The sequence below is a fragment of the Antarctobacter heliothermus genome (assembly GCF_002237555.1).
Taxonomy (GTDB): Bacteria; Pseudomonadota; Alphaproteobacteria; order Rhodobacterales; family Rhodobacteraceae; genus Antarctobacter; species Antarctobacter heliothermus_B.
In genome coordinates this window covers 419,355-435,511 of sequence record NZ_CP022540.1, presented here as the reverse complement: position 1 = coordinate 435,511, position 16,157 = coordinate 419,355, and the positions used below count along the sequence as shown (strand labels likewise).

Annotated in this window: 20 protein-coding genes; 12 read left to right on the top strand and 8 right to left on the bottom strand. The window is 61.9% G+C overall.

Annotated elements, in window-relative coordinates:
* Window position 1: 1 nt before the first annotated feature.
* From ANTHELSMS3_RS02205 to phnN, 5 genes are read left to right on the top strand one after another with little or no spacing between them, the layout of a single operon-like run.
* Entirely contained in the window at window positions 2–868 is an 867-nt protein-coding gene (locus ANTHELSMS3_RS02205; RefSeq protein ID WP_094036874.1) for an alpha-D-ribose 1-methylphosphonate 5-phosphate C-P-lyase PhnJ, read from the top strand.
* Window positions 865–1,635, top strand: coding sequence for a phosphonate C-P lyase system protein PhnK (gene phnK, locus ANTHELSMS3_RS02200; RefSeq protein ID WP_094033447.1), 771 nt, complete (start codon window positions 865–867; stop codon window positions 1,633–1,635). Before ANTHELSMS3_RS02205 ends, phnK begins: the two co-directional genes overlap by 4 nt.
* Window positions 1,635–2,585, top strand: a complete 951-nt coding sequence (locus tag ANTHELSMS3_RS02195) for a magnesium transporter CorA family protein (protein ID WP_094033446.1) — start codon at window positions 1,635–1,637, stop codon at window positions 2,583–2,585. Before phnK ends, ANTHELSMS3_RS02195 begins: the two co-directional genes overlap by 1 nt.
* A gap of 5 nt (window positions 2,586–2,590) precedes the next feature.
* Window positions 2,591–3,274 (top strand): phosphonate C-P lyase system protein PhnL, encoded by a 684-nt coding sequence (gene phnL / locus ANTHELSMS3_RS02190; protein WP_094036873.1) that lies wholly within the window; start codon window positions 2,591–2,593, stop codon window positions 3,272–3,274.
* Window positions 3,271–3,816 carry a phosphonate metabolism protein/1,5-bisphosphokinase (PRPP-forming) PhnN gene (gene phnN / locus ANTHELSMS3_RS02185; RefSeq protein ID WP_094033445.1) on the top strand — a complete coding sequence of 182 codons (546 nt, stop codon included), beginning with the start codon at window positions 3,271–3,273 and terminating at the stop codon, window positions 3,814–3,816. The genes phnL and phnN overlap by 4 nt, the downstream gene beginning before the upstream one ends.
* Here phnN and ANTHELSMS3_RS02180 read toward each other — a convergent pair.
* Window positions 3,798–4,484 carry a DUF1045 domain-containing protein gene (locus tag ANTHELSMS3_RS02180; RefSeq protein WP_094033444.1) on the bottom strand — a complete coding sequence of 229 codons (687 nt, stop codon included), beginning with the start codon at window positions 4,482–4,484 and terminating at the stop codon, window positions 3,798–3,800. The two genes, phnN and ANTHELSMS3_RS02180, sit on opposite strands and share 19 nt — an antisense overlap.
* A gap of 25 nt (window positions 4,485–4,509) precedes the next feature.
* Here ANTHELSMS3_RS02180 and ANTHELSMS3_RS02175 point away from each other — a divergent pair, with 25 nt between their 5' ends.
* A complete protein-coding gene (locus tag ANTHELSMS3_RS02175; protein ID WP_094033443.1) occupies window positions 4,510–5,676 on the top strand; it encodes an alpha-D-ribose 1-methylphosphonate 5-triphosphate diphosphatase in 1,167 nt (388 codons plus the stop codon).
* 123 nt (window positions 5,677–5,799) lie between these two features.
* Here the strand turns inward: ANTHELSMS3_RS02175 and ANTHELSMS3_RS02170 are convergent, their stop codons facing one another.
* Window positions 5,800–6,018 carry a hypothetical protein gene (locus ANTHELSMS3_RS02170; protein WP_094033442.1) on the bottom strand — a complete coding sequence of 73 codons (219 nt, stop codon included), beginning with the start codon at window positions 6,016–6,018 and terminating at the stop codon, window positions 5,800–5,802.
* Window positions 6,019–6,222: 204 nt separating this feature from the next.
* Between ANTHELSMS3_RS02170 and ANTHELSMS3_RS02165 the strand changes: the two genes are divergently transcribed.
* A complete protein-coding gene (locus ANTHELSMS3_RS02165; protein ID WP_094033441.1) occupies window positions 6,223–6,507 on the top strand; it encodes a hypothetical protein in 285 nt (94 codons plus the stop codon).
* Window positions 6,508–6,582: 75 nt separating this feature from the next.
* On the opposite strand, the gene ANTHELSMS3_RS02160 is transcribed toward ANTHELSMS3_RS02165, so the two are convergent.
* A complete protein-coding gene (locus tag ANTHELSMS3_RS02160; RefSeq protein ID WP_094033440.1) occupies window positions 6,583–8,490 on the bottom strand; it encodes a calcium-binding protein in 1,908 nt (635 codons plus the stop codon).
* A gap of 492 nt (window positions 8,491–8,982) precedes the next feature.
* Here ANTHELSMS3_RS02160 and rpsA point away from each other — a divergent pair, with 492 nt between their 5' ends.
* Both rpsA and ANTHELSMS3_RS02145 read left to right on the top strand, forming a co-directional pair.
* Window positions 8,983–10,659 (top strand): 30S ribosomal protein S1, encoded by a 1,677-nt coding sequence (gene rpsA, locus ANTHELSMS3_RS02150; protein WP_094033438.1) that lies wholly within the window; start codon window positions 8,983–8,985, stop codon window positions 10,657–10,659.
* Between the two features lie 98 nt (window positions 10,660–10,757).
* A complete protein-coding gene (locus ANTHELSMS3_RS02145; RefSeq protein WP_094033437.1) occupies window positions 10,758–11,075 on the top strand; it encodes a hypothetical protein in 318 nt (105 codons plus the stop codon).
* A gap of 223 nt (window positions 11,076–11,298) precedes the next feature.
* Here ANTHELSMS3_RS02145 and ANTHELSMS3_RS02140 read toward each other — a convergent pair whose 3' ends face one another.
* Together ANTHELSMS3_RS02140 and ANTHELSMS3_RS02135 are read right to left on the bottom strand one after the other, a co-directional pair.
* Window positions 11,299–11,490: a hypothetical protein gene (locus tag ANTHELSMS3_RS02140; protein ID WP_094033436.1), complete on the bottom strand. Its 192-nt coding sequence runs from the start codon at window positions 11,488–11,490 to the stop codon at window positions 11,299–11,301.
* 113 nt (window positions 11,491–11,603) lie between these two features.
* Complete coding sequence (locus ANTHELSMS3_RS02135) at window positions 11,604–12,287, bottom strand: hypothetical protein (RefSeq protein WP_094033435.1); 684 nt, start codon at window positions 12,285–12,287, stop codon at window positions 11,604–11,606.
* 555 nt (window positions 12,288–12,842) lie between these two features.
* Between ANTHELSMS3_RS02135 and ihfB the strand changes: the two genes are divergently transcribed.
* From ihfB to ANTHELSMS3_RS02120, 3 genes are all read left to right on the top strand, one after another.
* A complete protein-coding gene (gene ihfB / locus ANTHELSMS3_RS02130; RefSeq protein WP_094033434.1) occupies window positions 12,843–13,124 on the top strand; it encodes an integration host factor subunit beta in 282 nt (93 codons plus the stop codon).
* A gap of 3 nt (window positions 13,125–13,127) precedes the next feature.
* Window positions 13,128–13,487 (top strand): LapA family protein, encoded by a 360-nt coding sequence (locus tag ANTHELSMS3_RS02125; RefSeq protein ID WP_094033433.1) that lies wholly within the window; start codon window positions 13,128–13,130, stop codon window positions 13,485–13,487.
* Between the two features lie 92 nt (window positions 13,488–13,579).
* Entirely contained in the window at window positions 13,580–14,242 is a 663-nt protein-coding gene (locus tag ANTHELSMS3_RS02120; RefSeq protein WP_094033432.1) for a phosphoribosylanthranilate isomerase, read from the top strand.
* Window positions 14,243–14,267: 25 nt separating this feature from the next.
* Here ANTHELSMS3_RS02120 and ANTHELSMS3_RS02115 read toward each other — a convergent pair whose 3' ends face one another.
* The 3 genes from ANTHELSMS3_RS02115 to ANTHELSMS3_RS02105 are packed head-to-tail and all read right to left on the bottom strand — an operon-like array spanning window position 14,268 to window position 16,092.
* Window positions 14,268–15,326, bottom strand: a complete 1,059-nt coding sequence (locus tag ANTHELSMS3_RS02115) for a quinone-dependent dihydroorotate dehydrogenase (RefSeq protein ID WP_094033431.1) — start codon at window positions 15,324–15,326, stop codon at window positions 14,268–14,270.
* The gene (locus ANTHELSMS3_RS02110) at window positions 15,323–15,754 is read right to left on the bottom strand and encodes a DUF1330 domain-containing protein (RefSeq protein ID WP_094033430.1); all 432 of its coding nucleotides are present in this window, start codon (window positions 15,752–15,754) and stop codon (window positions 15,323–15,325) included. Before ANTHELSMS3_RS02110 ends, ANTHELSMS3_RS02115 begins: the two co-directional genes overlap by 4 nt.
* On the bottom strand, window positions 15,751–16,092 hold the full coding sequence (locus tag ANTHELSMS3_RS02105) for a DUF952 domain-containing protein (RefSeq protein ID WP_094033429.1): 342 nt from the start codon (window positions 16,090–16,092) through the stop codon (window positions 15,751–15,753). The genes ANTHELSMS3_RS02110 and ANTHELSMS3_RS02105 overlap by 4 nt, the downstream gene beginning before the upstream one ends.
* Between the last annotated feature and the right edge of the window lie 65 nt (window positions 16,093–16,157).

The following is a 16,157-nucleotide window of genomic DNA, read 5'->3' as shown; positions in this document are numbered from 1 at the left end:
TTTGAACAATTATAATTTTGCCTATCTGGACGAACAGACCAAGCGGATGATCCGCCGTGCCATCCTCAAGGGGTTGGCTGTGCCCGGGTATCAGGTGCCGTTTGCAAGCCGAGAAATGCCGATGCCCTATGGCTGGGGAACCGGTGGCGTGCAGGTCAGTGCCGCGACACTGATGCCAGAAGACACCTTGAAGGTGATCGATCAGGGCGCGGACGACACGACCAATGCCGTGTCGATCCGCAAGTTCTTTGAGCGCACTGCAGGGATCGCAACGACAGAGGAAACGGCCAAGGCAAGCGTTATCCAAACCCGCCACCGCATCCCCGAAGAACCCCTGACCGAGGATCAGATCCTTGTCTATCAGGTGCCGATTCCGGAACCGCTGCGTTTTCTGGAACCGTCAGAGATCGAGACGCGCAAGATGCACGCGCTGGAGGATTACGGTCTCATGCACGTTAAGCTGTATGAGGATATCGCGCGGCACGGCCAGATTGCGACCGCCTATGCCTATCCGGTCAAAGTTGAGGGGCGCTATGTGATGGACCCGTCACCGATCCCCAAATTCGACAACCCCAAGATGTCGGACAATGCCGCCATCCAGTTGTTTGGCGCGGGCCGAGAACAACGCATTTACGCGCTGCCGCCCTACACAAAGGTTGTCAGTCTTGATTTTCAGGACTTTCCCTTTGAGGCGACAAAGGCAGAGGCCGCCTGTGATCTCTGCGCGGCAGAGGACAGCTATCTGGATGAGGTGATCGTGGATGATGCAGGTGGGCGCATGTTTGTCTGTTCGGACACTGACTATTGTCGAGCACGCCGCGCTGCGGGGCATGTTGGCGCCAAAGCCGCGCAGGAGGACGCCGCATGACACCGCTTCTCAAGGTTGAAAAACTGACAAAACGCTACGGGGCTCGCATCGGCTGTGCGGATGTGAATTTCGATCTGTGGCCTGGTGAGGTCATGGGGATCGTGGGGGAATCCGGATCCGGAAAGTCCACGCTGCTGAACTGCATGGCTGGCCATCTGGAACCGGACGCGGGCCGCGTGTTGTTTGACACCCGGGTCGAGGGTCCGCGAGATACGGTAACCATGTCGGAACCCGAAAGGCGCATGTTGGGCCGCACCGATTGGGCCTTTGTCCACCAGCACGCCCGTGACGGGTTGCGCATGAACGTCAGTGCGGGTGGCAACGTCGGCGAACGTCTGATGGCTGTGGGCGCGCGCCACTATGGCGACATTCGCGTCGCGGCAGAGGACTGGCTGGGCCGGGTTGAGATCGACGCCTCACGCATCGACGACCGGCCCACCGCTTTTTCCGGCGGGATGCAGCAGCGCCTGCAAATCGCCCGCAACCTTGTGACCGGGCCACGCCTTGTGTTTATGGATGAACCCACCGGCGGACTGGACGTCAGCGTGCAGGCGCGTTTGCTGGACCTGCTGCGCGGGTTGGTGAGGGAAATGGGGCTGAGCGCAATCATCGTCACCCATGATCTGGCCGTTGTGCGTTTGCTGGCCGACCGGCTGATGGTGATGAAAGACGGCCATGTGGTTGAGGCGGGTCTGACCGATCAGGTGCTGGACGATCCACAGCACGCCTACACCCAACTGCTTGTTTCTTCAGTACTGCAAGTCTGATGATGTACGCTTATCGCACCGACGGAAATCGCCTACACACGCTTGGCCCGGATGAGGCGCCAGAGCAGGCGCAATGGATCGACCTGCACCGCCCCTCGCCAGAGCAGGTTGCGGCAGTCGAGGCGCTGGGTATTCCGGTACCAACGCTGGAGGACATGGAAGAGATCGAGGTGTCCAATCGGCTGTACCGCGAGGGCGATACAGAGGTGCTGACCGTCATGCTACCCGGTCTGGACACGGAAAAGCGGCGCAGCTTTGGCCCTGTCGCCTTTCTGTTGACGCCGACCCGCATGGTTACCGTGCGCTATCACGCTCCTCGCAGCTTTGAGACGTTCCCAGACCATGCCGGGCTGACGGCAGCGGGCTGCGGTGGCCCGATGCACCTGTTCCTTGGCTTGGTAGAAGAAATCGTCGCGCGCATTGCCGACCTGCTGGAGGGGGCGGGCCGCGCACTGGACACCGCCGCACGAGAGCTGTTTGACGGCGATGATCCGATGGATCGGCTCAAGGATATGCTGCGGTCTGTCGGGCGGCGCGGTGAGGAACTGGCCAGCTACCGGCTCTCACTGCTCACCCTTGAACGCGCCTTGACGACTTTTGCGCTGAACATGCCTAAAAAACCGGGGCAAAGCCTGGGTCAGGTGCTCAAGGCGCATACCCGCGACATTCGTTCGCTGGTGGTCCACACGGATTTTCTGACAGGACGCGTGGCGCATGTGACCGATGTGGTGCTGGGCATGGTCAACCTTGAACAAAGCGATGCCAACCGCACGCTGTCGGTGGTCGCGGTCCTGTTCCTGCCGCCCACGTTGGTGGCCTCTGTCTATGGCATGAACTTTGAGATTCTGCCGGGTCTGGGCATGAAATATGGCTACCTGATTGCCACCGGACTGATGGCCGGGTCGGCGCTGGGCACGTTTCTCTTCTTCAAATGGAAGGATTGGCTATGAACGCCATGATCGACATCCGTGATCTGTCCAAGACCTTTACGCTGCACAATCAGGGCGCGGCAGTGATCCGGGTGATGGACGGCGCCGCATTGACAGTAGACCGGGGCGAATGTGTGGCCCTGACCGGTGCCTCTGGCGCAGGGAAATCGACCCTGATGCGGATGATCTACGGCAACTACCTTGCCGCCTCGGGCAGCATCATGGTGGGGGACGTGGATGTGGCACTGGCCGAACCGCGTGAGATCATTCGCCTGCGCCGCGAGGTATTGGGTTACGTCAGCCAGTTTCTGCGCGTGGTGCCCCGCGTGCCGACACTAGAGGTGGTGGCCGAGCCGCTGCTGTCGGTCGGGGTGGATCGCGACGCCGCCGCGGAACGGGCGCGTGAATTGCTCACTCGGTTGCGCATTCCGGAACGGTTGTGGGGCCTGTCACCCACGACGTTTTCAGGGGGGGAACAGCAACGCGTGAACATCGCGCGCGGATTTGCCCATACCTATCCGGCCCTGCTGCTGGACGAGCCGACCGCCTCATTGGATGCGACCAACCGAGAAACCGTGCTTGGCCTGATTGATGAGGCCAAGGCGCGCGGTGCTGCGATTGTTGGCATCTTTCATGATCAAGAGGCGCGCGACCGGGTTTGCGACCGCGAGATCGACGTGACCCGCTTTACGCATGGTCTGGCGGCTTGACGCGGGGGCGTTTCATTGCGGTGGTTGGCCCGTCGGGTGTCGGCAAGGACAGTGTCATGGCGGCGCTGGCGGCCCGGGATGCGCGCTTTGCGGTTGTCCGCCGGATGATCACTCGTCCAGATGAGGCAGGCGGAGAGGACCACACAAGCGTCACCGAAGCAGAGTTTGACCGGATCGAAAACGCGGGAGGTTTTGCCCTGTCTTGGCGTGCGCATGGATTGAGGTATGGAATCCCGTCCACTGTCAAAGACGACATCGCGCAGGGCCGCGACGTGCTGGTCAACCTGTCGCGATCGGTTCTGGGGGCAGCGCAGGCACGGTTTGACCGCTTTGCCGTCTTGTCGCTCACCGCGCCGGTTGAGGTGCTGGCCCAGCGGCTGGCCGGTCGCGGTCGGGAGACCGCCGACCAGATCGCGGATCGGCTGCGTCGTGCTGCATCGCCTCTACCCAAGGGGCTGCCGGTGATCCATGTCGACAATGCTGGTCCGCTGGACCAGACCGTGGATGAGATCCTGACCCGCCTTCAACCGCAGAGGGCGTAGCGGTGAAGCTCATGAAAATAGCCGGTTTGATCCTCACCGCACAGCGTCAGCGCATCCACCGTAAAGGGACGCGGCAGGCGCTGGTCGATATGGGGCAACAGTGCTGCGCGGACCTGTTCTGCGTCGGTTTTGTTCAGCCGGCCGCTCAGCGTGATGTGAAAGCGGAACTGGTCCATGACATAGGGATACCCCCATTGGGTCAGCAGGGCGTCCTGCCGCTCACTGAGGCCGGATTTTCGGCGCTTGTCCATCTCGGTCTCTGTCAGCGGGGCGCGGTACGGGTCCAGCGTCTCGACCGCACGGGCGGCAAGCGTCGCCAGATCGTTGGTATCGCCCACCGGGGTCAGCGCAAGAAAGCTGCCCAAGCGTGTCAGAGCCAGCCCCTCCAGCGTCACCGGACTGTGGGCGGCGCAGAAGGCCGCAAACTCATCGTGCAAAGCGTCAAAACTTTGCCCTTCGGCAAGACGGAAAGGTGGCTTGATCGTGCCGTGCAGACCGTATTTGCGCGGCGTGGCCGTGATGTCATGAACCGGCATCGGCAGGCCATGGATCATTGGGGCATCGGGGCGTTCGCCGGTTGCCGCGTTCCAACCCAACCATTGAGCACCGAATTCGGACAACGGACCCTTTGGAAGGGTCACATAGACAGCGTATCGGGAGAAATGCATGACGACCTCCACTCTCTCCGGGCCTATGCCCGATGTGCGTGACGCGGACGTGACAGAGGCGGCCACGTTTGCCAATGCGACACTGGTGCTGCCCAAGCGGGTTGCGCGCGGTTGGGTGCGTGTTGAAAACGGCGTCATTGCCGGGATGGGTGAGGGGGCAGAGGTGCCGTCCGGGGCGCAGGATTGCGGCGGTGATTTTCTTGCGCCGGGGATGATCGAACTGCACACCGACAATCTGGAGCGTCACATCCAGCCGCGTCCGGGGGTCGATTGGCCCCATGCGGCGGCCATCGTGGCGCATGATGCGGAACTGGCGTCGACCGGGATCACCACGGTGTTTGATGCCATGCGGATCGGGTCCATTCCGACCGGGCGCGGGCGTTACGTCAAATACGCCCGATCTCTGTCGCGCGAGATGCTGGACCTGCGCGCCGCCGACATGCTCAAGATCAGCCATTTCCTGCACCTGCGGGCCGAGGTCTGCTCTGAAACGCTGGCTGAGGAGTTTTCGGAGTTCGGGCGCGAGGATCGGGTCGGGCTGGTCAGCCTGATGGATCACACACCGGGGCAGAGGCAGTTCCGCGATATCTCGAAGCTTGCGGCCTACAAAAAGGGGAAGCTGGGCATGTCGGAGGCCGAGTTCATCGAGCATATCGCCGAGCTGAAGGCTCTGCGCGAGCGGTTCGGGGCGGCGCATGAGGCGGCGACCGTGGCAGCGGCCGCGCGCTTTGGTGCGGTGCTGGCCAGCCATGACGATACCACGCACGAGCAGGTCGAGACCTCAGCCGGCTATGGCATTCGGCTGGCCGAGTTTCCGACCACGGCCGAGGCGGCGCAGGCCTGCCGGGATCATGGCATCGCGGTGATGATGGGCGCGCCCAACCTGATCCGGGGTGGCTCGCATTCGGGCAACGTGGCGGCAGAGGAACTGGCGCGGCTGGATCTGCTGGATATTGTCTCATCCGATTATGTTCCGGCGGCGCTGCTGTTGGCGGCGGTGAAACTGGGGGAAATCTGGGGGGATCTGCCACGGGGCATCGCGACCGTCACCAAGGCCCCCGCCAACGCGGTGGGGCTGGATGATCGGGGGGTGCTGGCCATGGGCAAGCGCGCCGATCTGATGCGCTTTCGGGTGTCGGGCCATGTGCCCCTGCTGAGGGGCGTCTGGAGCCAAGGCAGACAGGTGGCCTAAAGGGGTGTCCACGCGTGGACAGCCTTGCCCCTTATAAATATCAATGGGTTACAGAGACGGTTTTACCTTTGGTTAACGTCTTGGTCCCTTGGCAGGGGGATGCGCAAGCGGCAAAGCGGGCGCTCAATGGCTCCGGCCGTTGCGCTCTAACCGGCGGGTTCGGCTCTCTTCTCCTGATTGATAGATCAAGATCCACGCCAGCGCGATGAACATCGGATGCGTCAGCCCGCCGGAAAAGACAATCGCGGGAATCCAGATCAGAAAGACGATGATCGACAGGATGGGCCGCCCGGTCAGCAGGATCGACAGCGGCGGCAGAAAGAGAGCGAGCACATAGTTCATTGCGGTCTCCGGTTGCGGCGATGTTTCAATGTTAATACGATTAAGATAGGGCCTGCGCCGCCAATGTGAAGGCCCGTCCCCGCCGCGCCCGGCGGAGCGGTCCATCGGGCACGGCGGGCGGCCTTGCTTCCTGATTCGGGCAAAAAGGCGCAGTATGGCACCACCGTGCCGTCCCGGTGCGGGAGTGAAAGGGAGACATTTTCCATGGCCCACTTTGCAATTTCACATTGGGAAACAGACGATTGGACCGACGAGATGGAGGACATCGCGCGCGATAAATATGTGCCGCTGATCAAATCGGTCGGGGCACAGCGCGTGTCGATGGTCCGCGTTGCGGACCGCAGTTTCATGGTGGTGACGGAATACGCGGATGCCGCGACGGCAGAAGCGGCGCAGGCAAAGATCGTCGAAATCCGGGCGCAAGCGGCAGAAGAAATGCCGATGAAGATGACCGCCGCAATGTCCGGCGAGGTGTTTGCGGCGGGCTGACAGGCGGGCTGATGGCAGGCGAGGGCCGGGCTGAAGCCCGGCCTACACCTTTGATCCGAGAGTAGGGGCGAAGACCTAGAGCGCGAAGTCGTCCGCCGTCAGGCCAACCACATCCGCGACCCGGATTTCACCCTCATTCGTGGCAAGGTTGGCATCAAGGTTGATCTGCACGATGGTTGTGCCAGTGCCGGTTTCGAACACCCGAACCTGATTTGCGGCGGTAAAGGGACCAGCGCCGACAAAATCCAATTGGCCGTCGATCAGGCTGGCGAGATCAATGACGTCAACGCCCTGTTCAAAGTCGATGATCTGATCGCGGTTGGCGCCAACGCCCGCATCGGTGATCTCATCGAAGATGAAACTGTCGGCCCCCGGCCCGCCGGTGAGAAAGTCCAGCCCGGTGCCGCCGTCAAGGCTGTCATTGCCGCTGCGTCCGCGCAGAACGTCCGACCCGTCACCGCCTTGGAGGATGTCATTGCCAAGGCCGCCGTCCAGAACATCCGACGCGATCCCCCCGTCAAGGCTGTCGTTGCCGTCATGCCCCACCAGCAGGTCCGAGCCGCCACCGCCCAGCAGGGTATCGTCACCGGAAAACCCGCTGAGCGTGTCGTTGTTATCGCCGCCATCCAGTGAATCATTGCCAGCACCGCCATTCAACTGGTCCTCACCAGCGGCACCCAGAATGGTGTCCGACCCCGCGCCGCCAGACACAGTGTCATTGTCCGCGCCCGCATTGATAATGTCGTTGCCGGTGTCGCCGGTGATTTGATCCTCTCCAGCGCCGCCTTGAATTTCATCGTCGCCCGCGCCGCCGGTAATCGTGTCGTTGCCGCCTTCGCCCTGCAGCAGGTTGTCGCCACCGTTGCCATAGATTGCCTCTGCGCCGTCTGAGGCCAGCACGGTGAAATCACCCGTCCCAAGCAGGCGAATCTCCTCAACGTTGATCACGTCCAGCACGTCAGAGCGGGCAAAGACCACATCGATGTCGGCGCCACCGTTGATCCGCAGGTCGTCCTGTTCCACATAGAGCGTGTCATCGCCGTAGCCAGCGTCGAGCAGCCCGGTCACTATTCCGCCGTGCAGGCCGTTGTAGAAGTCAGCGCCCGATTCGAGGTTGAGGTCGCCCTCGATCACGCCAGTGTTGGTGACTGCATTGTCACTGTTGCCGGTATAGACGTCGCCAAGGATCACGCCCGCGTTCCATAGCCGGTTGATGCCGTCGTAAAACGCCGTCATGTCTACTTCGCCCTGAATCAGGCCCGTTTCGGTATTGCGCACAACGACAAAACCCGTGGTCTCGATTGCGTTGTCCTCTACCGACGAAACAGTGCCGCTGTTCTCAATCAGGCCCGCTGTCGTTGTGCTGCCGTTGTCGTAGTCTATTCCGTCAAAAATTTTGGCATTGATGATGCCACTGTTCCGGATGATCGGAATGTTGTCGTCATCCCCTCTGGTATCGACAAAAATGCCCTCGTCCGCTGTGATGAGGCCCGTGTTGATCACATAGGCACTGAACGCACCTACCAGATTGACGCCGTAAACCGTACTGATGGAAGAAGTGTTTCCGGGGACACTGATCTCACCGTCGTTGATGACCCGCACTTGGCCGATCCCCGGGCTGGAGGCCGTTACGCCACTCTCACGCACGTGGATTTCGCCAGCGATCAGGCCGGTAGAGGTATTGGTGATCGTTAGCAGGCCGGTGAGATAATCCTTGTTCAGATCGATCGCGCGCTTTGAGATGCTGCTGCTGCCGATCATTCCGGCGTTGTAGATGTTGCCGAACGGCACACCCCAATCGATCGCTTCACTCGTGAGAGCAAAGAGTGTGCCAAAGTTAAAAAGGTCAGCTGTGCCCGCGCCGGTCGCGCTGACCGCTGGGCCGGATGAGGTGACAACGTCGACGTCCGAATTGACGAACAACTCGTCCCCCGAAACGATGTTGACGGTGGCGGTCGTGCTGGTTTGGTTGATGGCGGCCATGATTTCGCTTTCTACAAAGTTTGGGTCAATGTTGGATCGGACGGAGTTGAGTGTGTTCCGCCCGAAGGATTAATGCGGGTGGCTTTGGGCTGTCTCCGTTAATTGAAAACCGGCAACAAAAAAAAGTTCGGGCAAGCTAAGCCGCACATTAGTCATGTTTTCGTGTGGCGGATCGTTAACAATTCGAACCTCACCCGTAAACATGTTCTGTGCGCCTGCGAGAACTAAGTCCGAACTATGGCGGAGACCTGCATGAGGCGGCGGCGGTGCACGTCGCACTTGATCCTGCGCGCGGGCTGCTCTATACCGCGCGCGTCGACAAGGCAAAATCGCCGCGGCAAAGAGATCGAGCAGGGTCGGACACTATCCGGCCCTCTTTGTTTTGCGGCATGCCCATTGACCAACCCGTTTCGCCGCAAGTGCGGACATCATCCAAGACCGGCGGAGACAACCGCGTGGCCAGAAAACTGTTGTAAAGGACCGTAAGTACATATGCCTAGCGCATCGATGGAGGAATTCGAGGCCCTCCTTAATGAAAGCCTCGAAATGGACACCCCGGACGAAGGTTCGGTTGTCAAAGGCAAAGTCATCGCGATTGAAGCGGGACAAGCCATCATCGACGTCGGTTACAAGATGGAAGGCCGCGTCGATCTGAAAGAATTCGCTGAACCAGGCGAAAATCCCGACGTTCAGGTTGGTGCCGAAGTCGAGGTTTACCTCCGCTCCGCCGAAAACGCCCGTGGCGAAGCTGTCATCTCACGCGAGATGGCGCGCCGCGAAGAAGCCTGGGATCGTCTGGAAAAAGCTTACGCCGACGACGCCCGCGTCGAAGGTGCGATCTTTGGTCGGGTCAAAGGCGGCTTTACTGTCGACCTTGGTGGCGCTGTTGCGTTCCTGCCCGGTAGCCAGGTTGACGTGCGCCCTGTGCGTGACGCCGGCCCGCTGATGGGTCTCAAGCAGCCGTTCCAGATCCTGAAAATGGACCGTCGCCGTGGCAACATCGTTGTCTCGCGCCGTGCGATCCTTGAAGAATCGCGTGCCGAGCAGCGCGCCGAAGTTATCGGCAAGCTGCAAGAGGGCGATTCGATTGACGGCGTGGTCAAGAACATCACCGAGTACGGCGCATTCGTCGATCTGGGTGGCGTTGACGGCCTGCTGCACGTCACCGACATGGCATGGCGCCGTGTGAACCACCCCTCGGAGATCCTGTCGATCGGCGAGACCGTCAAGGTCCAGGTCATCAAGATCAACAAGGAAACCCACCGTATCAGCCTCGGCATGAAGCAGCTGCAGGAAGATCCGTGGGATCTGGTTGGCGTCAAGTATCCGCTGGCCTCGGTCCACAAAGGCCGCGTGACCAACATCACCGATTACGGCGCATTTGTTGAGCTGGAGCCCGGTGTCGAAGGTCTGGTCCACGTCTCTGAGATGTCCTGGACCAAGAAGAACGTGCACCCCGGCAAGATCGTCTCCACCTCGCAGGAAGTGGACGTCATGGTGCTGGAAATCGACGGCGCCAAGCGTCGCGTTTCTCTGGGTCTCAAGCAGACCATGCGCAACCCGTGGGAAGTGTTTGCAGAAACACACCCCGAGAACACGCAGGTCGAAGGCGAAGTCAAGAACATCACCGAATTCGGTCTGTTCATTGGCCTCGAAGGCGAGATCGACGGCATGGTCCACCTTTCGGACCTCAGCTGGGACCAGCGTGGCGAAGAAGCCATTCAGGAATACCGCAAGGGCGACATCGTTCAGGCGGTTGTCTCCGAAGTGGACGTCGAGAAAGAGCGTATCTCGCTCTCGATCAAGGCGCTGGGCGGCGACAAGTTCGCCGAAGCGGCTGATGGCGTGCGCCGCGGTTCGATCGTGACCGTCGAGGTCACCGCGATCGAAGATGGTGGCATCGAGGTGGAATACGAAGGCATGAAATCCTTCATCCGCCGCTCTGACCTGTCGCGTGATCGTGCCGAGCAGCGCCCCGAGCGTTTCTCGACCGGTGACAAGGTCGACGTGCGCGTCACCAACATCGACACCAAGACCCGCCGTCTGGGTCTGTCGATCAAGGCACGCGAGATCGCCGAAGAAAAAGAAGCCGTGGAACAGTTCGGTTCCTCCGACTCGGGTGCGTCGCTGGGCGACATCCTTGGCGCGGCGCTCAAGCGCGACGAGTAATCTCGTTCCGTGAAGACACCGAAAAGGCCTCGCATTTGCGGGGCCTTTTTGCTTTTGTGCTATGGACGCCGAGGGGGCGTTTGGGACAGGGGATCCGAATGAAGCATGTAGTGCTGTTGATCTTTGGGCTGATCTTGGCGGGGCCGGGGGCCGCGCAAGACCAGATTGTGCTCCCTGATGACGGGACAGAGGTCATGCAGAGCCGGCCCTCAGGCGGCACCGGGATGACCATGCGTCGGGTCGAGGTTCAGGGGCAAAAGCAGCTGCGCGGGCGCTATGGCTCTGCCTGGACGGCGCAGGACGTCAAGGAACAGGCCGCCAAGACCTGTGCAGAGGGTGGACTGCGGCTGATCTATTTCAAGCCTGCGGAAAAAGCGGCTGGCGACTGGACCGAGTTTGCCGCGGTCTGCCAGTAGCACGACCCGGCAGGAATTCAGACGATTTTGAGGGGCGACGGCGCCCGTCTGGTGCCCGCGTCGGCACCCATTTCCGGTTTGGGGCCATTCAGGCGACCGGAATTCGTGCGGTTTTTGTCCGTACATGACGCGAAGCGCGCTGAAACCGGGGCAGGCTATGCCTGCGGAGGAGACAAGACCCCGCCGTGACACGGGGTCTTGCAGAGCTGCGAAGGTGGCGCGCTTATTTGGCGACCGGAGTCACCTCATGGCTGGTCATGCCTCCGATGGCATCGCAATCACCGGCTTTTTCGGCCAGAACTGTCACGTCCTTGATGACGCAGAGTACGGCGTTTTTGCCTTCTTCCGCAAAACCGATGCTGATGTGGAATGCGTGATCGGACAGGGTCGATGCTGCGAGAATTGCGGCTGCCATTGCATATTTCTTAGTCATTCTCCACTTGAGGGGGGATGAGCGACGGACGCTCTAAAAAGGCCGGAATGGCCGGGTATGGGCCGCGCGGGTGCGTGACCACATCTGGGGCGGGATCAAAGGCCGGATAAGACAGCCTGCGGATCCCGGATGACGGGGGTTTGTCGACAGTCGGGGGTAAAGCCGCCCGGGGCCGATGGTTTGACTTTGTGCGCCGCGCAGATCGGCCCCGAAGTGTCGGTGACCTGACCCGAAACAGTGGTCAGCAGAACTGACAGCGGTTGTTTTGGGCCGTTTAGTGCGGCGACCAGCAGGCTGCTGAACAGCGGCTGTTTGTAGTCCAGCGTCAGGTTGGCGTATTGGCCGGCCTGCGCGGAGGCAATGGTGGTGACATGCGCGGTTTTTGGGGTCGCTTCATGCAGGATCTCAAGACCCAGTGCACCAGATTGGCATGCTTCCAGAAATGCGATTAGCGTGCCCATCCCGAGTTGGCCGATTTCCTCCCCAAAATCACTGGCGCGGAGCCATTTGCCTTCGGCCACGGCAAATTCGATCACGCTGGGATCGGTATCGGACCAGAACACCAGGATGTCATCCTTGGCGGAGGCGGCGCGATCCTGATGACCGCCGCCGTTGTGCATGACGATATAGAGAAACACCCGGTCATCGGCTGCGGTGGGCGGCAGGGCATTCAGAAAATCCCCAAAGCCTGTAACCGTGGCCTGCGCATTCAGGAGTGTGTGGACCTGTGTATCAGGAACGGCGTAGCGCGCTGACAAAGCGGCTGTCACCTCTGTCACGGCGGTCTCACAGACGGCAGGCGGGACACCGGCCTAGGCGGGACAGGCACCGATGGCAAGAATGTGGTCGTCAGCCCGTGCGCTGCCTGCACCGAGAACACAGCTGGTCAGCAAGAGGGCAGTCCTGACAAGGGAGGCGACAGGTTTGCGCAAGGCGCGCAAATGGGCCCGGCGAAATGCGCCCGAGAAAGGGAAGGGTGTCAAAATCTCTCCAGTCCATGCAACGGATGGCACGTCATGGGAACGTCCCGTTGGTCAATCGTTGCGGTGACTATGCGAGCGATGTCTTGAGCAACCACTAACGGATACAATGCGACAGAATTTGCCCCGGAGGACGGGTCGCGCGGGGCGAATCGCAGGCCGCGATGCCGTGGTGTTGAACCGCGCCATGGCTGGCAAGACAGCGGGGATTTCCGCCTGTACCCGGGATTCGACGCGCAAACTGCTGCGAATCCTGATTTTTTCTCGATCTTAGGCGGTTTCCGTTTCAATCTTCGGCGCGTATAGTTGCGGAAAAGACCAAGGCAAATGCCGAGTCCACGGGGGATGTGGTGTATGATCAGATCTGAATTGATCCAGAAGATTGCGGATGAGAATCCACATCTGTATCAGCGTGACGTAGAGAGGATCGTGAACACGATCTTCGAAGAGATCACCAACGCCATGGCTCGGGGCGACCGGGTCGAGCTGCGGGGCTTCGGGGCCTTTTCGGTCAAGAAGCGGGACGCGCGCGTCGGGCGGAACCCCCGCACCGGGGAGTCGGTCGAGGTCGATGAAAAGCACGTTCCGTTTTTCAAGACCGGCAAGCTCTTGCGGGACCGCCTGAACGGAAAGTAATCCATGCGCTACGCTCTTTACGCCTTTTACGCGATCCTGCTTATTGTTCTGACGGTCGTCTGTGTCGCGAACCTGCAGTGGGTGACGCTGAACACGCTGCCCGAAGGGCTGGCGCGTATCCCGCAAATGGATAGGCTGGCGTTCTCGGTCGAGGTGCCACTGTTTGCCGTCGCGCTTGGATTTCTCGTGTTGGGCTGGGTTCTGGGCGAGGTCTATGAGTGGCTGCGCGAGTACAAATACCGCGCCGAAGCCTCTGCCAAGAAGACCGAGGTGCGCAAGCTGGAGCGTCAGTTGAAGAAGACGCAGGCCGAGCGCGACAAGGACAAGGACGAGGTGCTGGCGATCTTGGATCAGGCCAGCTGATTCCGTCGACGGGAGAGGAGGGGCGCTGCCCCTCTGCGCCATAGGGCGCATTCACCCCGGGGTATTTTTACAAAGAAGAAGCAGGGGCCTGCATGGCGGACGTGCGCGTTAAGATCTGTGGCCTGACGCGGCCTGAGGATGTGGATGCTGTTGCCGAGGCAGGGGCCTCTTATGCCGGGTTGGTGTTTTTCCCCAAGAGTCCGCGCCATGTCACTGTCGCTGCGGCGCGTGATCTGGCGTTGCGCGCACCTGTCGGGCTGGCCAAGGTTGGGTTGGTGGTGAACCCCTCGGACGCCTTGCTGGACGAGATCATCGCGCAGGTGCCGTTGGACATGATCCAATTGCACGGGACAGAGCCGCCGGAGCGGGTGGCCGAGGTGCGCGCGCGCTATGGGTTGCCGGTGATGAAGGCGGTTGGTGTTGCCGAGGCGGCGGATCTGGACAAGCTGGATGTGTATCAGCGGGTTGCGGATCAGATTCTGGTGGATGCCAAGCCGCCCAAGGGGGCCGATCTGCCGGGGGGCAATGGGTTGGCCTTTGACTGGCGGTTGATTGCCGGGCGGCGCTGGTCGCGGCCGTGGATGTTGGCAGGGGGGCTGACACCGCAGAACGTGGCGCGGGCCGTGGCGATGACAGGTGTGGCGCAGGTGGATGTGTCCTCGGGCGTGGAGCGCGCGCCGGGGGTCAAGGAGGCGGCCCTGATCCGTGGGTTTGTAAGTGCGGCGAAGGTCGCGGAGGCTGTGCCGCGCCTGTAAGGGGCGGCACGCGGTCAGGCGGGGATCAGAGCCATGCGCCGCGCCCACTGCCCACGGCCTGTGCGACCGAGTCAAATCCGTCGCGCGCCAGCAACGTATCCAACCCCTTGGCGATGTCCTCAACCAGACTGAGGCCGCTGTAAACCAGTGCGGTGTAGAGTTGCACGGTGCTCGCCCCGGCACGGATTTTTTCATAGGCCTGTTCGGCAGAGCCGATACCGCCGACGCCGATCAGGGGCAGCGCGCCATCGGTCAGTTGCGACAGCCGGGCCAGCACACGGGTCGAGCGGTCAAACAGCGGTGCGCCAGACAGCCCGCCCGCCTCTGTCGCATGGCGCGAGGCCAGACCGGCGCGGGACAGGGTGGTGTTGGTGGCGATGATGCCTGCCACGCCGGAGGACAGGGCGACCTCTGCCACGTCGGCCAATTCGCTATCATCCAGATCCGGCGCGATTTTCAGGAAGACCGGGATGGGTGTGGCCAGTGTGTCGCGCGCCTGCATGACACCCGCGAGTAGCGCGGCGAGTGCGGCCTTGCCTTGCAGGTCACGCAGTTTTTCGGTGTTGGGGGAGCTGACGTTGACGGTGGCGAAATCGACATTTGCGCCGCAGTGCGCCAGCACGCGGGCGAAATCCCCGGCACGGTCGTCGCTGTCCTTGTTCGCCCCCAGGTTCAGGCCAAGGATCAGATCACGAGGGCGGGTGGTCAGCCGCGTGCCGATGGCCTCCATCCCGTCGTTGTTGAAGCCGAAGCGGTTGATCGCGGCGCGGTCCTCGGTCAGGCGGAACAGGCGCGGGCGCGGGTTGCCCGGTTGTGGCCGGGGCGTGGCGGCACCGACCTCGACAAAGCCAAACCCGGCGCGGGACAGGCCCTGAAGCGCTGTGGCGTTCTTGTCGAACCCGGCGGCGAGGCCGACAGGGTTGGGCAGGGGCAGGCCCGCCAGCGTGGTGCGCAGCCGGTCCGAGGTGACAAGGCCGGGGCTGTGCGCCACGCCGGCCCGCAGCGCCGTGAGCGCGAGGCCATGGGCGGTTTCCGGGTCCAGACGGTGCATGACCGTCAGGCCAAGGCGTTCCAGTGGGGTCATCCGAAAACCTCGCCGGTGGCGGCGGGGGCGCAGCGGATCAGGCGCGAATCCTGCACGGCGGCCTGCCGGTGGACGACGGCGCGCTGATAGTCCGGGTCCGTGACCATGGCCAGAAAGGCGTGCGCGGTGGGGTAGCGGGCAACAAAGACGTGGTCCCAATGATCGCCCTCTGGCCCCGCGAGTGTGGTGCGATACTCGCCGCGCCAAACAATCGCCCCCCCGACGCGGGCAAGGACCGGGCCGCTGTGTTGGCCATACAGGCGATAGGCCTCAGCCCCGGTGAGGGGTGATCCGGCCTGTTCGTGCCCCTGTGGGTACTGCGCGATGTCGCGCAAGCGAACGAGGTTCAGCATTTCGCAGGGTTCATCCCGGTCGAGCGCCTTGAAGGCGTCGAACTGGGCGCGCGTGGGGTCGATGTGGCCGGTCATGAAAACCCGATGGGAAAGGTGTGGGTGCCGTCCGCGCCCAAAGGCAGCGGTTGGCACCACAGGATGTCCGACAGGCGCAGCGGGCCATAGAGGTGCGGGAATAGCGCATCGCCGCGCGACACCTCCCACTTCAGGGTGTCCCCCAGCGCGTCGGTGTCCAGCGCGGCGAGGTACAGTCCGTCGGCCCCGGCGAAATGCTTGGCGGCGGTTTCGCGCGCCTGCGCGGCGGTGGAAAAGTGGATGAACCCGTCGGATACATCGATTGGCGCGCCGCTGGTTTCCTTTTGGCTGCGCAGGGCCGACCATTCGTCGGCGCGGAGGATCTTGTAGATTTCCATGGGCCGAGTGATGCCGCGCCGCGTGACCGGGGTCAAGCGCGGCGGTTGCTGATTGGGCAAAGCGG

Coding starts and splice junctions, on each gene's coding strand:
- phnL (WP_094036873.1), top strand. CDS start 2,591: ATGATCGACATCCGTGATCTGTCCAAGACCTTTACGCTGCACAATCAG.
- ANTHELSMS3_RS02195 (WP_094033446.1), top strand. CDS start 1,635: ATGATGTACGCTTATCGCACCGACGGAAATCGCCTACACACGCTTGGC.
- ANTHELSMS3_RS02115 (WP_094033431.1), bottom strand. CDS start 15,326: ATGACCCCACTGGAACGCCTTGGCCTGACGGTCATGCACCGTCTGGAC.
- ANTHELSMS3_RS02175 (WP_094033443.1), top strand. CDS start 4,510: ATGCCCGATGTGCGTGACGCGGACGTGACAGAGGCGGCCACGTTTGCC.
- ANTHELSMS3_RS02110 (WP_094033430.1), bottom strand. CDS start 15,754: ATGACCGGCCACATCGACCCCACGCGCGCCCAGTTCGACGCCTTCAAG.
- ANTHELSMS3_RS02105 (WP_094033429.1), bottom strand. CDS start 16,092: ATGGAAATCTACAAGATCCTCCGCGCCGACGAATGGTCGGCCCTGCGC.
- ANTHELSMS3_RS02180 (WP_094033444.1), bottom strand. CDS start 4,484: ATGCATTTCTCCCGATACGCTGTCTATGTGACCCTTCCAAAGGGTCCG.
- ihfB (WP_094033434.1), top strand. CDS start 12,843: ATGATCAGATCTGAATTGATCCAGAAGATTGCGGATGAGAATCCACAT.
- ANTHELSMS3_RS02125 (WP_094033433.1), top strand. CDS start 13,128: ATGCGCTACGCTCTTTACGCCTTTTACGCGATCCTGCTTATTGTTCTG.
- ANTHELSMS3_RS02160 (WP_094033440.1), bottom strand. CDS start 8,490: ATGGCCGCCATCAACCAAACCAGCACGACCGCCACCGTCAACATCGTT.
- phnK (WP_094033447.1), top strand. CDS start 865: ATGACACCGCTTCTCAAGGTTGAAAAACTGACAAAACGCTACGGGGCT.
- ANTHELSMS3_RS02170 (WP_094033442.1), bottom strand. CDS start 6,018: ATGAACTATGTGCTCGCTCTCTTTCTGCCGCCGCTGTCGATCCTGCTG.
- rpsA (WP_094033438.1), top strand. CDS start 8,983: ATGCCTAGCGCATCGATGGAGGAATTCGAGGCCCTCCTTAATGAAAGC.
- ANTHELSMS3_RS02140 (WP_094033436.1), bottom strand. CDS start 11,490: ATGGCAGCCGCAATTCTCGCAGCATCGACCCTGTCCGATCACGCATTC.
- ANTHELSMS3_RS02165 (WP_094033441.1), top strand. CDS start 6,223: ATGGCCCACTTTGCAATTTCACATTGGGAAACAGACGATTGGACCGAC.
- ANTHELSMS3_RS02145 (WP_094033437.1), top strand. CDS start 10,758: ATGAAGCATGTAGTGCTGTTGATCTTTGGGCTGATCTTGGCGGGGCCG.
- ANTHELSMS3_RS02120 (WP_094033432.1), top strand. CDS start 13,580: ATGGCGGACGTGCGCGTTAAGATCTGTGGCCTGACGCGGCCTGAGGAT.